Annotated in this window: 13 protein-coding genes; 6 read left to right on the top strand and 7 right to left on the bottom strand. The window is 74.4% G+C overall.

All coding sequences use genetic code 11. From position 1 onward, the window contains the following. Positions 1-72 precede the first annotated feature (72 nt). Both hisN and CFLA_RS06080 read left to right on the top strand, forming a co-directional pair. Positions 73-852, top strand: a complete 780-nt coding sequence (gene hisN / locus CFLA_RS06085) for a histidinol-phosphatase (protein ID WP_013116441.1) — start codon at positions 73-75, stop codon at positions 850-852. Between the two features lie 28 nt (positions 853-880). Next, the gene (locus CFLA_RS06080) at positions 881-1,630 is read left to right on the top strand and encodes a class I SAM-dependent methyltransferase (protein WP_043598840.1); all 750 of its coding nucleotides are present in this window, start codon (positions 881-883) and stop codon (positions 1,628-1,630) included. Positions 1,631-1,924: 294 nt separating this feature from the next. Here CFLA_RS06080 and CFLA_RS06075 read toward each other — a convergent pair whose 3' ends face one another. Together CFLA_RS06075 and gltX are read right to left on the bottom strand one after the other, a co-directional pair. Next, complete coding sequence (locus CFLA_RS06075; RefSeq protein ID WP_013116439.1) at positions 1,925-2,650, bottom strand: HAD family hydrolase; 726 nt, start codon at positions 2,648-2,650, stop codon at positions 1,925-1,927. Further along, entirely contained in the window at positions 2,647-4,158 is a 1,512-nt protein-coding gene (gene gltX / locus CFLA_RS06070) for a glutamate--tRNA ligase (protein ID WP_013116438.1), read from the bottom strand. The genes CFLA_RS06075 and gltX overlap by 4 nt, the downstream gene beginning before the upstream one ends. Before the next feature lie 89 nt (positions 4,159-4,247). Here gltX and CFLA_RS06065 point away from each other — a divergent pair, with 89 nt between their 5' ends. Next, a complete protein-coding gene (locus CFLA_RS06065) occupies positions 4,248-5,063 on the top strand; it encodes a GTP pyrophosphokinase (protein ID WP_081449660.1) in 816 nt (271 codons plus the stop codon). 7 nt (positions 5,064-5,070) lie between these two features. Here the strand turns inward: CFLA_RS06065 and CFLA_RS06060 are convergent, their stop codons facing one another. The 3 genes from CFLA_RS06060 to CFLA_RS06050 form a co-directional block, all read right to left on the bottom strand. Continuing rightward, positions 5,071-6,525, bottom strand: coding sequence for an alanine/glycine:cation symporter family protein (locus tag CFLA_RS06060; protein ID WP_013116436.1), 1,455 nt, complete (start codon positions 6,523-6,525; stop codon positions 5,071-5,073). Positions 6,526-6,595: 70 nt separating this feature from the next. Beyond that, positions 6,596-7,384, bottom strand: coding sequence for a fumarylacetoacetate hydrolase family protein (locus tag CFLA_RS06055; RefSeq protein WP_013116435.1), 789 nt, complete (start codon positions 7,382-7,384; stop codon positions 6,596-6,598). A 47-nt stretch (positions 7,385-7,431) separates the two neighbouring features. Further along, positions 7,432-8,250, bottom strand: coding sequence for a methyltransferase domain-containing protein (locus CFLA_RS06050; protein ID WP_013116434.1), 819 nt, complete (start codon positions 8,248-8,250; stop codon positions 7,432-7,434). A 58-nt stretch (positions 8,251-8,308) separates the two neighbouring features. On the opposite strand from CFLA_RS06050, the gene CFLA_RS06045 reads away from it, so the two are divergent. After that, the gene (locus CFLA_RS06045) at positions 8,309-9,469 is read left to right on the top strand and encodes a heparan-alpha-glucosaminide N-acetyltransferase domain-containing protein (protein ID WP_013116433.1); all 1,161 of its coding nucleotides are present in this window, start codon (positions 8,309-8,311) and stop codon (positions 9,467-9,469) included. A 143-nt stretch (positions 9,470-9,612) separates the two neighbouring features. Here the strand turns inward: CFLA_RS06045 and CFLA_RS06040 are convergent, their stop codons facing one another. Further along, positions 9,613-10,257 carry a pyridoxine/pyridoxamine 5'-phosphate oxidase gene (locus CFLA_RS06040; protein WP_245530307.1) on the bottom strand — a complete coding sequence of 215 codons (645 nt, stop codon included), beginning with the start codon at positions 10,255-10,257 and terminating at the stop codon, positions 9,613-9,615. A gap of 107 nt (positions 10,258-10,364) precedes the next feature. On the opposite strand from CFLA_RS06040, the gene CFLA_RS06035 reads away from it, so the two are divergent. Continuing rightward, positions 10,365-11,258 carry a hypothetical protein gene (locus CFLA_RS06035; protein WP_013116431.1) on the top strand — a complete coding sequence of 298 codons (894 nt, stop codon included), beginning with the start codon at positions 10,365-10,367 and terminating at the stop codon, positions 11,256-11,258. An 88-nt stretch (positions 11,259-11,346) separates the two neighbouring features. Here the strand turns inward: CFLA_RS06035 and CFLA_RS06030 are convergent, their stop codons facing one another. Continuing rightward, the gene (locus CFLA_RS06030) at positions 11,347-13,596 is read right to left on the bottom strand and encodes a beta-L-arabinofuranosidase domain-containing protein (protein ID WP_013116430.1); all 2,250 of its coding nucleotides are present in this window, start codon (positions 13,594-13,596) and stop codon (positions 11,347-11,349) included. Between the two features lie 90 nt (positions 13,597-13,686). On the opposite strand from CFLA_RS06030, the gene CFLA_RS06025 reads away from it, so the two are divergent. Next, the gene (locus CFLA_RS06025) at positions 13,687-14,694 is read left to right on the top strand and encodes a LacI family DNA-binding transcriptional regulator (RefSeq protein ID WP_013116429.1); all 1,008 of its coding nucleotides are present in this window, start codon (positions 13,687-13,689) and stop codon (positions 14,692-14,694) included. Positions 14,695-14,731 lie beyond the last annotated feature (37 nt).

Below are 14,731 nucleotides of genomic sequence, written 5' to 3'. Positions count from 1 at the left end.
GTAGGTTGACGCGCGGACCACCGCGCCGAGCACGGCCCGGTGGGCACCGCCGCGTCTTCCCCGAGGAGCTCCATGGCCTACGACGACGACCTGAGGCTCGCGCACGTGATCGCCGACCAGGTCGACGCCCTGACGATGTCCCGCTTCAAGGCACAGGACCTGCGGGTCGAGACGAAGCCCGACCTGACGCCGGTGTCCGACGCCGACCGCGCCGCCGAGGACCTGGTGCGCTCGCAGCTCGGCCGGGCGCGCCCGCGCGACGCCGTGCACGGCGAGGAGCGCTCGGACACCGGGCACGGCCCGCGCCGCTGGGTGGTCGACCCGATCGACGGCACCAAGAACTTCGTCCGCGGGGTCCCCGTGTGGGCGACGCTGCTGGCACTCATGGACGGCGACGAGGTCGTCGTCGGGGTCGTCAGCGCGCCTGCGCTGGGCCGCCGCTGGTGGGCCGCGACGGGCACCGGTGCGTGGACGGGCAAGTCGCTCGCGGCAGCCACCCGCCTGCACGTGTCGGGCGTCGAGCGGCTCGAGGACGCGTCGCTGTCCTACTCCAGCCTCACCGGCTGGGAGGAGCACGGCCGGTTCGACCAGTTCGTCGACCTCACGCGGCGCGTGTGGCGCACGCGCGCGTACGGCGACTTCTGGTCGTACGTGCTCGTCGCCGAGGGCGCCGTGGACGTGGCTGCCGAGCCCGAGCTCGAGCTGTACGACATGGCCGCGCTCGTGCCCGTCGTCACCGAGGCCGGCGGACGGTTCACGTCGCTGCGCGGCGTCGACGGCCCGCACGGCGGCAACGCCGTGGTGACCAACGGCCTGCTGCACGACGAGGTGCTGGACGCGCTGTCCGTCTGACCCCTTGCTCCTCACCCGATCCCAGGAGATGACCGTGGACCCCGACCTCCAGGCCGCGCACGCGGCGTCGTTCACGCACGGAGCCGACGAGTATGCGGCCGTGCGGCCCGGGTATCCGGGCGCCGCGGTCGACCTCCTGCTGCCCGACGGTTCGCAGGACGTGCTCGACCTCGCCGCCGGCACCGGCAAGCTCACCGCGTCGCTCGTGGCGCGCGGCGCGCGTGTCGTCGCCGTCGAGCCGGCCGACGGCATGCGGGCGCAGCTCACCGCGGCGCTGCCCGACGTCGAGGTGCATGCCGGGACGGCCGAGGCGATCCCGCTGCCCGACGCGTCGGTGGACGTCGTGACGGTCGCGCAGGCGTGGCACTGGTTCGACGAACCGGTCGCGAGCGCCGAGGTCGCTCGCGTGCTGCGCCCCGGCGGCTTGGTCGGCATCGTGTGGAACGACCGCGACGAGGACGTCCCGTGGGTCGGTGCGTACGGCGCGCTGCTGCACGACGCCGCCGGGCCGCAGCTCGCGCGTGGCACGCACCCTGAGCTCGGCGAGGCGTTCACCGACGTGCTGCGGACCGACGTGCGCTGGGACCACGTCCTGACGCCTGACGAGCTCGTCCGCCTCGCCGGCACCCGCTCGTACGCGATCGTGCTGCCGCCGGACGAGCGCGCGGCACTGCTCGACCGCGTCCGCACCCTCGTCACGACCCACCCGGACCTGGCCGGCCTGACGGCGATCCGGGTGCCGTACGTCACGCGCGTCTACACGGCCCGCCGCCGCTGACGACACGCGACCGGAACCTGGCTCGCCGTTTCAGGCACCATTCGGTGACCCAGGGCCCGCTCGGCGACCCCCCACCCCGCCGACCGAAACCTGGGTCACGGTCCGACGTGCCATTCGGTGAGTCAGGTTGCGGTCGGCACCCAGCCGCCACCGGAACCCGGGTCACGGTCCGGCGCGCCATCCCGTGAGTCAGGTTCCGGTCGGCGACACCTCACGCCCCGACCGGAACACCGCTCACCGTTCGGCGCGCCATTCGGTGAGTCAGGTTCCGGTCGCGGAGGGTGGTGGGCGGGATCAGGGCAGGGACAGGGCTGCCGGGAACTCGGACAGCGAGCGGATCACCGTGACGCCCGCGGCCTCGACCTCGTGCGCGTCGACGGGGACGCGGCGCGGGCCGGGACGGTCGAGCCAGACGCCGTGCAGCCCGGCGGCGCGGGCCGCGGCCGCGTCGATGTCGAGCTCGTCGCCCACGTAGACCGTGCGGGCGGGCGCCGTGCCCAGACGCCGGCACGCCTCGAGGAAGACGCGGGCGTCGGGCTTGCCGAAGCCGAGCGTGTCGACGCCGACGAGCACCTCGAGCCGGTCGCCCAGCCCGGCGCGCTGCAGCTTGGTCGTCTGGTAGGCGCTGCGCGCGTTCGTCAGCGTCCCCACGCGCACACCCGCCGTGAGCAGCTGCTCGAGGACCTCCTCGACGTCGTCGTGCACGGCCCAGCCATCGGCGAACGCGGCGTCGAACAGCTCGTCCCACGCGTCGAACGCGGGGTCGTCGAGCACCGGCCCGCCGACCGCGGCGTGCAGCTCGTTCGCGCGTGTCATGCGCTGCTCGCGGAACGTCCGCTCGCCGCGCGTGTACGCCCGGTAGTGCCCGTTCGGGTCGGCACGCCACAGCGCGAGCGCCGCGTCCACGTCGGCGCCCGGCGCGTACCGGTCGAGCACCGCCGCGAGCGCGACCCGGAACGCCTCGCGCGTGTCGACGAGCGTGTCGTCGATGTCGAACAGGACGCCGTCGACGCCCGTCACAGGGTCGCGCGCAGCGCGGCCACGCGGGCGAGCGTCGCGTCCCTGCCGAGGATCTCCATCGACTCGAACAGCGGCGGCGAGACCCGGCGGCCGGTCAGTGCGACGCGCAGCGGCGTGTAGGCGAACCGCGCCTTGATGCCCAGGCCGCCCTCCTCCGTCGGCGCGACGAGCGCCGCGGCGAGCGCGGTCTGCGTCGCCTCGGTCGTGAACCCGTCGGCGGGGATCGCCGCGAGCACGTCGGCCGCACGGTCCAGCACGTCCGCGGCCTCGGGACGCAGCGCGGCGCGCGCGTCCTCGACGACCTCGACCGCGTCGTCGGCGACGAACAGGAAGCCGAGCATCCCCACGGCCTCGCCCAGCAGCGTCATGCGCTCCTGCACCAGCGGCGCGCCCGCGTCGAGCAGCGCGCGGTGATCCGCCGACAGGTCCGCGTACGACGCGGCGGGCACGAGCCCGGCGGCGTGCAGGTACGGCACGAGGCGGTCGCGGAAGTCCTCGGGCGCGAGCAGCCGCACGTGGGCGGAGTTGATCGCCTCGGCCTTCTTCAGGTCGAAGCGCGCGGGGTTCGGGTTGACGTCGGCGACGTCGAACGCCGCGACCATCTCCTCGAGCGTGAACACGTCACGGTCCGGCGCGATGGACCAGCCGAGCAGCGCGAGGTAGTTGAGCAGGCCCTCGGGCGTGAAGCCGCGCTCGCGGTGCAGGAAGAGGTTGGACTCGGGGTCCCGCTTGGAGAGCTTCTTGTTGCCCTCGCCCATGACGTACGGCAGGTGCCCGAACTGCGGCACGACCGTGGCGATGCCGAGCTCGAGGAGCGCGCGGTACAGCACGACCTGACGGGGCGTGGACGACAGCAGGTCCTCGCCGCGCAGCACGTGCGTGATGCCCATGAGCGCGTCGTCCACGGGGTTGACCAGCGTGTACAGCGGGTGGCCGTTGCCACGGACGATGACGTAGTCCGGCACGGAGCCGGCCTTGAACGTGATCTCGCCGCGCACGAGGTCGGTGAACGTCACGTCCTCGTCGGGCATCCGCATCCGGATGACGGGTTCGCGGCCCTCGGCCAGGTAGGCGGCCTTCTGCTCGTCGGTGAGGTCGCGGTCGTAGCCGTCGTACCCGAGCTTGGGGTCGCGGCCCGCGGCGCGGTGGCGCGCCTCGACCTCCTCCGGCGTCGAGAAGGACTCGTACGCGTACCCCGCCTCGACGAGGCGCGCGACGACGTCGCGGTAGACGTCGTACCGCTGCGACTGCCGGTACGGCTCGTGCGGGCCTCCGACCTCGACGCCCTCGTCCCAGTCCATGCCGAGCCAGCGCAGCGCGTCGAGCAGCTGCTCGTACGACTCCTGCGAGTCGCGCGCGGGGTCGGTGTCCTCGATGCGGAACACGAACGTGCCGCCGACGTGCCGCGCGTACGCCCAGTTGAACAGCGCGGTGCGGATCAGCCCGACGTGGGGCGTGCCCGTCGGGGACGGGCAGAAACGGACTCGCACGGCGGCGCTGGCAGGCACGGGAACACCTCGGCAGGTGGCAGGGGCGGGATAGCCTCCAGAGTACCGAGCGCGGGAACCCGTCCCGCGCGCACCCCGTTGGACAGGTCATGCCCGGTTCCGCGTCGACGCCAGCCGCTCCCCCGTCGCCGCCAGGTCTCGACGCACCGCTCCACGCGAGCGATGTCGCCGATCTCGACGTCGCCGTGGTGGTCCGCCGCCGGGCCGCCGAGCTGAGCGCGCCCGGCCTCGACACGGCCGACGTCGTCACGCAGGTCCGCACCGCGACGCGTGAGCTGGCACGGTTCCGCATGGTCTACGAGTTCGGCATCGAGGAGATGCTGACCAAGATCCGGATCCTGCGGTCGGAGTTCGCGCAGACGCACGACCACAACCCCATCGAGCACGTCAGCAGCCGCCTGAAGTCGATGGACTCGATCCTCGAGAAGGCCGGCCGCTACGGCTGCGCGACCGACCCCGACACGATCCGCGAGCGCATCCGCGACATCGCCGGCATCCGCATCACGTGCAGCTTCGAGTCCGACGCCTACCGCGTCGCCGACATGCTCGCGCAGCAGCCGGACGTCGAGGTGGTCCAGTGCAAGGACTACATCGCGCACCCCAAGGGCAACGGGTACCGCTCGCTGCACCTCATCGTGCGCATCCCGGTGTTCCTATCGGACCGCACCGAGCACGTCTTCGTGGAGATCCAGATCCGCACGATCGCGATGGACTTCTGGGCGAGCGTCGAGCACAAGCTGTTCTACAAGTACGACGGCGCGGTGCCCGACCACCTGCGCAGCGAGCTGCTCGACGCCGCCCGCACGGCGGCGGAGCTCGACGCCCGCATGAGCGGGCTGCGCGAGGAGCTGCACGACCTGGGCGACCGCGAGGCGGCGTCCGGGCCGACGGTCGCGCACCACTGAGCGGTGGTCACGCGGGGGCGGGCTCCTCGTCGCGCGCGCCCGGCGCCCACACGTCCCCCGGCACGTCGCCGGGCAGCAGCGGGTTGCCGTGCCCGACGAACCTGCCGTCCCTGCCCTCCCGCTGCGCCGTGCGGTAGTCCGCCAGTGCGCCCGTCGCCCAGCGGGACAGCAGCAGGATCGCGACGAGGTTGACCGTGGCCATGAGCGCCATCGCGATGTCCGCGACGGCCCACACGGTGGCGAGCGCGAGCAGTGCGCCGATGCCGACCGCGGCCAGCACGAGCGTGCGCAGGGCCGTCAGGGCGCGGCCCCGCACGCCGAGGTACGTGAGGTTGATCTCGGCGTAGGAGTAGTTGCCGAGCACCGAGCTGAAGGCGAACGTGAAGACCAGCAGGGTCATCGGCCACGTCGTCCACATGCCGAGCTCGTGGGCGACGGCGGCGGACGTCAGCGCGGCACCGGCGTCGGCCCCGGTCCGGCCCGGGACGTACACCTCCGGCCCGGCGGACAGCACGATGAACGCCGTCGCGGAGCACACGAGCATGGTGTCGACGAACACGCCGAGCGACTGGATGAGGCCCTGCTTCACCGGGTGCGACACGGTCGCGGTCGCCGCGGTGTTGGGGGCGGACCCCATGCCCGCCTCGTTGGAGAACAGGCCACGCTTGGTGCCGTTGAGGACCGCGGCGAGGATGCCGCCGGCGGTGCCGGCCAGGGCGCTGTCGAGGCCGAAGGCGCCGCGCAGGATCTGCGAGACGACGTCGGGCAGCGCGGCGAGGTTGAGCGCGACGATCACGATCGCCAGCAGCAGGTACGCGCCGGCCATGATCGGCAGCAGGACCTCCGCGACCCGGGCGACGCGACGCACACCGCCGAACAGCACCGGCGCGGCGAGCACCATGAGGCCAACCGCGCTCCACTGGACGGCGACGTCGTGGTTCGACGCGAGCGTGTCCGCGATCGTGTTGGCCTGCACCATGTTGAACGCGAACCCGAAGGTGAACACCAGCAGTACGGCGAACACCGCACCCCACCGGTACGAGCGCAGGCCCCGGTGGATGTAGTACGCCGGTCCCCCGCGGTACGAACCGTCGTCGACCCGCACCTTGAAGACCTGCGCGAGCGTCGCCTCGACGAGCGCGGTGGCCATGCCGACCGCGGCGACGACCCACATCCAGAACACCGCACCGGGCCCACCCAGCGTCAGCGCGACCGCGACGCCCGCGATGTTGCCGGTGCCGACGCGCGATGCCAGCCCGACCGTGAACGCCTGGAACGACGAGATGCCGCCGGCGGCGTCCTCCCGCGAGGACGCGATCTGCCGCACCATCGCCGGGAACAGCCGCACCTGCACGCACCCGGTGCGGACCGTGAACCACAGCCCCACGCCGACGAGCACGTAGACCAGCCAGTACGAGTACAGCGCGTTCGTGAGCCAGTCGATCCCCACCTGCAGGTCCATGCCGCGCCCCCGTCCGCCGGTCCTGTGAGGCCGAGCGTAGGGGCGCCCCCGCGGGGCGGCGAGGCGGGCGCTACGGCGTGCGGCGCAGCACCGGGTTGCGCAGCACCCCGATGTCCTCGACCTCGACCTCGACGACGTCGCGGTGCTCGAGGCGGCCGACGCCTGCGGGCGTGCCGGTGAGGATGACGTCGCCGGGCAGCAGCGTGAACACCTCGGAGACGTACGACACGAGGTACGCGACGTCGAAGACCATCTGCGACGTGCGCCCGTCCTGCCGGGCCTCGCCGTTGACGCGGGCCGTCACGGCGAGGTCGTCGACCGCGAGGCCGGGGACCAACCACGGGCCGATCGGGCACGACGTGTCGAAGCCCTTGGCGCGCGTCCACTGCGCGTCGGAGCGCTGGATGTCGCGGGCCGTGACGTCGTTGGCGACGGTGTAGCCGAAGACGTACTGCAACGCGTGCTCGGGGCTGACGTCCTTGGTGACCTTGCCGATGACGACGGCGAGCTCGGCCTCGTGCTCGACGTGCTCGGTCCAGTCGGGCAGCACGATCGGGTCGTCGGGGCCGATCACCGAGGTGTTGGGCTTGAGGAACAGCAGCGGCTGCGTGGGCACCTCGTTGCCGTGCTCGGCGGCGTGCGCGGCGTAGTTGCGCCCGACGCCGACGATCTTGGACCGCGGGATCACGGGTGCGAGCAGACGGACGCCGTCGTCGTCGAGCCGGACCCGCTCCCCCGTCGGCTGGACCGGGGTGTAGATCGGATCGCCCGTGATGACCACGAGCTCCTCCTGGCCGGGCTCGCCCTCGACGAGCGCGTAGCGGGGGTCGGAACCGTTGGTGAACCTGGCGATGCGCACGGCCTCAGCCTAGGTGCTCGCCCGAGGCGACCGGCGCGGCCGTCGCCTCAGGCGCGCGCCAGCACCTCGCCGTGCGGCACCATGAACCAGCCGTCGGGCGACGTGCCCCACTCGCGCCATGCGTCGGCGAGCAGCTCGAGGCCGACCTCGTCCGCGAGGCGGTGGTCCATGGCCTGCACGGCGAAGTTCGACGCGACGCACCGGTCCGCCCACAGTCCGGACCACCACGTGCGGTCCTCGGGCGTCGCGTAGCACCAGACGCTCGCCCCGGGTGCGACGCCCGCGGGGTCGAAGCCCGCCGCGCGCACCCACGACAGCAGGCGCCGCCCGGCGTCCGCCTCGGCGCCGTTGGCCTGCGTGACCTCGTGGTACAGCGCCTGCCACTCGTCGAGCCCGGGGTGGGGCGGGTAGCAGGTCATGCCCGCGTAGTCGGCGTCGCGCACGGCGACGACGCCGCCGGGGCGCGTGACGCGGCGCATCTCGCGCAGCGCCGCGACCGGGTCGGTGAGGTGCTGCAGCACCTGGTGCGCGTGCACGACGTCGAACGTGTCGTCCTCGAACTCCAGGGCGTACGCGTCGCCGACCTCGAAGCGCACGTTGGTCGCGCCCTTGGCGGTGGCGTGCGCCGTCGCGTCGGACAGCACCGCGGCGGAGCGGTCGACGCCCACCACCTCGCCCGGGGCGACCCGCGACGCGAGGTCCACCGTGACCGTGCCGGGTCCGCAGCCGACGTCGAGCAGCCGCTGCCCGGGCTCGAGCACCGGCAGCAGGTACCCGGCGGAGTTCTCCGCCGTCCGCCACCGGTGCGAGCGCAGCACGCTCTCGTGGTGGCCGTGCGTGTAGACGTCCTGGGTCCGCGTGGTCACGCGTCACTGTAGGCGCGGCGGACCGTCGCTGACCAACAGTCGGGACGGATGAGCTCACATGCTGAGAACTGCGGCGGGGTCCGCCACAGCGGGCACGTCTAGAGTGCGCAGCGTGCGACGCATCGTCGGAGTGGACACCGCTCGTGGTCTAGCCGTGCTCGGGATGGTCGTCGCCCACGTCGGCCTCGACGACCCCGGGCGGGCCTTCCCTCCAGGAGGGTGGTCGCAGATCGCCGACGGCCGCCCGTCGGCCCTGTTCGTGCTGCTGGCGGGCGTCGGGCTCGCCCTGCTGTCCGGGGGCCACGAGCCCGTGCAGGGTACCCGTCTGGTGCAGGCGCGGCTGCGGATCCTCGTGCGGGCCGTGCTGCTCGTGGTGCTGGGCACGGCGCTCGTGCGCCTGGACACGCCCGTCGTCGTCATCCTCGTCGTGTACGCCGGGCTGTTCGCCGCGGGCGTCGCGGTCCTGCGGCTCCCCCGCTGGGCGCTCGTCGTTGCGGCGCTCGTCCTGGCGGTCGGCGGGCCGTTCCTGCTCCAGGCCCTCCAGGGCCACGTGACGCTCGACGACGCGCACCCCGTCGAGCTCGTCAGCGTGCTCTTCGGCTACTACTACCCGGCGGTGGTCTGGTTCGCGTACGTCCTGGTGGGCCTGGCCGTCGGCCGCAGCAACCTGCGCTCCGGCCGCACGCACCTGCAGCTCGCCGCGTGGGGCGCCGGGCTGGTCGTCGTCGGCCACGGCGGCGCGTGGGTGCTGCGGCTCGCCCTCGGGCAGGTGACGGCGCTGACCACCTCCGAGCCGCACTCGTCGTCGTTCTTCGAGGTCACGGGCAACATCGGCACGTGCCTGCTGGTGCTCGCCGGATGCCTCGCGATCGGCGTGCGGTGGCCGCGCGCGCTCGCGCCCGTCTCCGCGACGGGCGCGATGGCACTCACGGCGTACACCGGCCAGATCATCGCCATCTGGGCCCTCGACGACCAGGTCGTCTGGGCGCCGACCCTCGGCAGCTTCCTGGCGTTCCTGCTGGGGACGGTCGCGTTCTGCTGGGCGTGGCGCGCGTTCGTCGGACGCGGACCGCTCGAGTGGGTGCTGCACGCCGTGTCCGTGCGCGCGGCTGACGTCACGCCGGACGAGCTGCCGGCGCGACGAGGCGCGGCGCACGCCCCGTCGCCGGACGGCCCGGAGCCGGGAGCGGACCGCTCGGGACCGACCCAGGACGGCTAGACGGGGTCGAGGATCCGGCGCAGGAACCGCCGGGTGCGCTCGTGGCTCGGCTCGCCCAGCACGGTCCGGTGCGGGAAGCGCTGGTGCGACCGGGCCGATGAGCACCGCCACGCTGCCGCGCTCGACGCGCAGGTCGACGCCTGTCAGGGCCACACGAGCGAGCGGGCCCACACGTCGCCGGTGCGCCGGTACACCAGCCGCACGTGCGCGCGGTCGGCGGAGCCCTGCCAGAACTCGACGACGTCGGGGACGACGAGCCACGCCTGCCACGACGGCAGCACGTACCCGGGCTCGGCGGCGATGCGCTCGCGCGAGGCCGCGAGCGACGCGTGCAGCTCGGCGACGGACGTCAGCGGCTCACCGGGGCGCACGCCGGCCGCCGCGGCCCGGGACGCGGGCGAACGCGCGAGGTAGTCCGCCGCGGACGCGTCGTCCCCGAGGTACCGCGCGGCGCCGGCGACGCGGACCTGCCGCACGACCGGCTGCCACCAGAACGCGAGCGACGCCTGCGGGTTGGCCGCGAGGTCGGCGGCCTTGGCGCTGCGTGCGTCGGTCGCGAACGCGAACCCGTCGGGCCCGACGTCCTTGAGGACGAGCACCCGCGACGACGGGCGACCGGCGGCGTCGGCCGTGGCGAGCGTCGCGGCGTGCGGCTCGGGCACTCCCGCCTCGACCGCGGCGGTGAACCACTGCGTGAACAGGTCGATCGGGTCGTGCGGCGCTGCCGCGGGGTCGAACCGCGGGGGCCGGCCGGACAGGGCGGGCAGGGACCGCAGGAGCTCGCGCACGGACGTCACCCTGCCCGGCCGCCGCCGGCGAGGCAACCGGCCGCGGGACGGCGCGAGCGGCGGACCCGCGCTCCACGTGGACCGGCACCGCGACCTACCCTGGACGTGTGCCCGCCGTCCCGTCCGCCCCGCCCCTGACCGTGCTCGACGCGGCCACGTGGTCGCAGCGCGTCGCGACGCACGGCGAGCGCGCCGACGCGCTGACGGCCGGTCACCGGGCACGCCGGTCACGGCACGAGAAGCACGCCATCGAGGACTTCCTGTTCGAGTACTACCCGGCGACGCCCGGGCAGCTGCGCCGCTGGCACCCCGGCGCGGGCGTCGCACTCGCCCCCGGCGCGGACGGGGCGGCGCCGCACGCGTCGTGGCGCTGGTACCGCACGGCCGACGACGGCACGGTGACGCTGGACCTCGACGCCTTCCTCGACGCGCGCGGCGACACCGTGCGGTTCGTCGCCGGGTTGCTCGCCGCCACAGCCGCGCGCCCTGCGGCGACGGGCTGCTTCGGGCTGCACGAGTGGGCGATGGTCTACCGCGAGCGCCCTGACGAGCACCGCCACCCGCTGCCCCTGCGCCTCGGGTCGGACGGCACGGACGCGGTCGTCGAGGCCCACCGCATCCGGTGCACGCACGTCGACGCCTTCCGGTTCTTCACGCCCGAGGCCGTGGAGCGCAACACGCTGACCCCCACGCGCGCGACGCAGACGGCGATGGAGCAGCCCGGGTGCCTGCACGCCAACATGGACCTCTACAAGTGGTCGCTGAAGTTGGGCCCGCTCGTGCCCGGTGAGCTGGTGCTCGACTGCTTCGAGCTCGCGCGGGAGATCCGCACGACCGACATGCAGGCCAGCCCCTACGACGTCACGTCCTACGGCCTGGACCCGGTCTCGATCGAGACCCCCGCGGGCAAGGCCGAGTACGTCCGCCGGCAACGCGACTACGCAGACCGCTCCATGACCCTCCGCCACCGTCTCCTCACCACCGTCACCACCCTCATCTGACCCGCCGAACAAGACCTTGTGCCGCTCATGAGCTGCTATGAGCGGCAGAATGACTTGTTCGGCGGGGCGGAGGAGGACGGTGGGGCCGTCAGCCGGCCGGCGCCAGGAGGTGGACGGCGATGACGGGCGGCGTCGTGCCGTCGACGGCGGCGACCGTGATCTCGCAGGTCCCGGGCTCCACGGGGACGTCGAGCATCCGTACGCCCTCGCCGCCGGTGACCTCGAACGCGCCGATCTCGGCGCCGTCACGCAGCAGCCGCGCCCGCCCCGGCGACGCCAGGTACTCGACGCGCAGGAGCGCCGCGCGGCCCTCGGGGTCGGCCAGGCGGTAGGAGAACGCGTCGTGGGTCGCGCGCCAGTGCCGGCCGCCGGTGGCGCCGGTCCACGAGTCCGTACCGCGGTAGCCGTGGTCCGTCTCGGGCTGCTGCTCGCCGCACGCCACGGTGTCCACCGTGCGCGCCGCGAGACCGAGCTGCGCCTCGTCGATGGCCGCCAGGGCGGCGCGTCGGGCCGGGAGGTCGGCCGCATCGGCGACGACCGGGAGGTAGAGCGTGTACCGGGCGTCGTGCAGCGTGTGCAGCGGTTCCAGGACGAGCGGCGCCTCCGCGCCCCGGTCGAGCACGAACGTGCCGTCCGGCCCGGGTCGCAGGGCCGCGCTGATGTCGTCGTCGGACCCGACGAGCACGGGGGTGTCCGCCAGCGGGCGCAGCGGGCCGTGCGCGACGTGGCCCATGCGGGCGTCGCCGGCGCGGAGCCCCACGAGGTCGTCGGTGTCGCCGCGCACCGCCAGGGCCACCGGGCCCCACCGCAGCGCGACCCAGCCGTCGTCGCCGGGCAGGCGCTCGGCCGCCGGCCCGGCGACGAGGCGCCAGGCGAGGACCTCACCGGCGCGCCACGTACGGCGCACGGTGACGTACCCGTCGCGCTCCGCGGTGGCGGGGACGCCGACGCCGTCGACGGTCGGCGCGAGGTCGCCGCGCGCCCACGACGGGCGCCGCAGGTGCACCGCGAGGTCCGTGGGCGCGTCGACGTCGACCGTCAGCGTCGCGTGCGTCGTCGCCAGCGCCCGCGGGTACGTCGAGTCGAGACGGACGCGCAGGCCGGGCTCCTCGAGCGTCGAGGGCACGGGCAGGTTGACGAGCAGGTCGTGGCCGCAGAGCGCATAGGCGAGCTCGCCGAGGCGCGCGTACGTCTCCAGCGCGGTGCCGACGCAGCACCACATGCACGCGTCGCGCGTCGAGTACACGCGGTAGTGCCCCGGGCGGGCCGGCGTGAAGTACACGAATCCGCCGTCGGGGTGCTGCGCGGACAGCACGTGGTTGACGAGCTGCCGCTCGGCCGCGTCGAGCAGCGCGACGTCGCCCGTGCGCTCGTAGAGACGCCGCTCGACCTCCAGCAGGTTGGCGGTGTTGCACGACTCCGGGCCCTCGCGGTGCGTCACGTGCCGCTCGGGCCGGGGCGTGAAGTGCTCGGCGACCGAGTGGCCGCCGAGCACGAGGGTGCGGTGGTCGAGGACGGTACGGACGAAGGCGAGCGCGGCGTCGGCCTCGCCGATCGCGGGCCAGCCGACCACCTTGGCGACCTGCGTGTTGGCGTGCAGGCCGTCGAGCTCGTCGCGGCTCTCGCGCAGGGGACCCAGCAGCGACTCGTCGGCGAACCGGCGCGCGAGCGCCGCGTACCGCGCGTCGCCCGTGAGCGCGGCGAGGTCGCCGTAGGCCTCGCACATGCCGCCGAACTCGGTGCGCAGCATGCGCGCGAACGCGGCGTCGTCGAGCCGGTCGGACAGCGCGACGCCCCAGTCGCCGAGCCGCACGGCCGCGCGCATCGCGCGCACGGCGACGTCGGCGGGCGCGTACCGGGCCGCGTCGATCAGCCCGGCGTACGTCTTGTGGACGTTGTACCAGGGCACCCACGCACCGCCGAGGTCGAACGTGCCGGCCTCGGCGCCGCCCGAGGCGACCGACTCCCACAGCGCCACGCCGCCGGGCAGTCCCCCGACGTAGCCGGTGCCGAGCGCGTCCTGGCAGAGGACGAGCCCGTCGACGAGCGCGTGCGCCATCCCTGCGGCCCGGTCGTCGCCCGTCGCCGCCCACTGCAGCGACGCCGCGGACAGCGCGTGGCCGCCGATGTGCCCGTCGAGCCCGAGCGACTCCCAGCTCCCGTACGGCTCCGCGACCGGCGGCAGGCCCGCCTCGCGGCGGAACGGCGCGAGCAGGCGGTCCGGGTCGAGGCCCAGCAGGTACTCCAGCGCGGTGCGCTGGGCCTGCGCGAACAGGCCGTCGGTGAGGCGCACCGCGCGCAGGCCGGGCAGGACGGGCGGACGGGCGACGTTGCTCACGTGCCGCAGCCTGACATCCTCCGGGGCCCACGTCACGCCTCCGAGAGATCGATCTCCCTCCCGGAGGGTCGTGCATGGCACGATTCCGCCATGACCTCGCGTCCCACGCTGCTCGACGTCGCGCGCGCCGCCGGGGTCTCGCGCGCCACGGCGTCGCGCGCGCTCGCCGGGGCACCGAGCGTCGACGGCGACCTCGCGCGCCGCGTGCGCGAGGCCGCCGCGGCGCTCGACTACCGCACCAACACCGCTGCCCGGGCCCTGCGCAGCGGCGCGACGGGCTCGGTCGCGCTCGTCGCCCCGGCGAGCGAGCTCGAGGGCCAGGGCGGGCCGTTCGTGGGCGCGCCGCTGCGGGGCGCGACCGCCGTGCTGTTCGCGCGGTCGGTGCAGCCCGTGCTGCTGCTCGACGACGGGCGGGACCGCGCGCCCCTGCACCGCTACCTCACGTCCGGGCACGTGGACGCCGCGGTCGTCGTGCTGCAGCGCGAGTCGGAGCCGCTGTTCGGCGAGCTCGGCGACCTGCCGCTGCCCGTGGTGTTCGTCGGGCGGCCCACCACCGCCATGGGCGAGGGCCTGACCTCGGTGGACTCCGACAACTACGGCGGCGGCCGGCTCGCGGCCCGCACCTTGCTGGAGGCCGGGCGGCGGCGGCTGGCGACCATCGCCGGACCGGCGGGCTACGCACCGGCCGACGAGCGCACACGGGGGTTCCGCGACGAGCTCGCGGCGTGGGACGTCGCACCCGGGCCCGTCGTGCACGGCGCGTTCACGGTGTCGTCGGGCGCCGCGGCGGTGGCGTCGGTGCTGCGCCGGGACCCGGACGTCGACGGGCTGTTCGCGGGCTCGGACCTCATGGCGGTCGGCGCGCTGCGCGTCCTGGAGACGGGCGGGCGGCGCGTGCCGGACGACGTGTCGGTCGTCGGCTTCGACGACACCGTCGTGGCCGAGACCTGCGACCCGCCGCTGACGACCGTCCGCCAGCCGCTGCGCGAGCTCGGCTCCCGCGCGGCCGAGCTGGTGCTCGACCTCCTCGCCCACCCGGGCTGCGCACCCCAGCAGGTCCTCCTCCCGACGACGCTCACCGCGCGCGAATCGGTCTGACCTCCTCGCGCGACCCTCCTCCGGTGGGCTAGCGTGC

The sequence above is a fragment of the Cellulomonas flavigena DSM 20109 genome, from assembly GCF_000092865.1.
Classification (GTDB): domain Bacteria; phylum Actinomycetota; class Actinomycetes; order Actinomycetales; family Cellulomonadaceae; genus Cellulomonas; species Cellulomonas flavigena.
Note: the sequence above shows the minus strand (reverse complement) of the source record. Positions and strands in the feature narration are given on the sequence as shown.

Bases quoted from the DNA above. Each gene is read 5' to 3' on its own strand.
- hisN (WP_013116441.1), top strand. From the start codon at position 73: ATGGCCTACGACGACGACCTGAGGCTCGCGCACGTGATCGCCGACCAG.
- CFLA_RS06080 (WP_043598840.1), top strand. From the start codon at position 881: ATGACCGTGGACCCCGACCTCCAGGCCGCGCACGCGGCGTCGTTCACG.
- CFLA_RS06065 (WP_081449660.1), top strand. From the start codon at position 4,248: ATGCCCGGTTCCGCGTCGACGCCAGCCGCTCCCCCGTCGCCGCCAGGT.
- CFLA_RS06060 (WP_013116436.1), bottom strand. From the start codon at position 6,525: ATGGACCTGCAGGTGGGGATCGACTGGCTCACGAACGCGCTGTACTCG.
- CFLA_RS06045 (WP_013116433.1), top strand. From the start codon at position 8,309: ATGCTGAGAACTGCGGCGGGGTCCGCCACAGCGGGCACGTCTAGAGTG.
- CFLA_RS06025 (WP_013116429.1), top strand. From the start codon at position 13,687: ATGACCTCGCGTCCCACGCTGCTCGACGTCGCGCGCGCCGCCGGGGTC.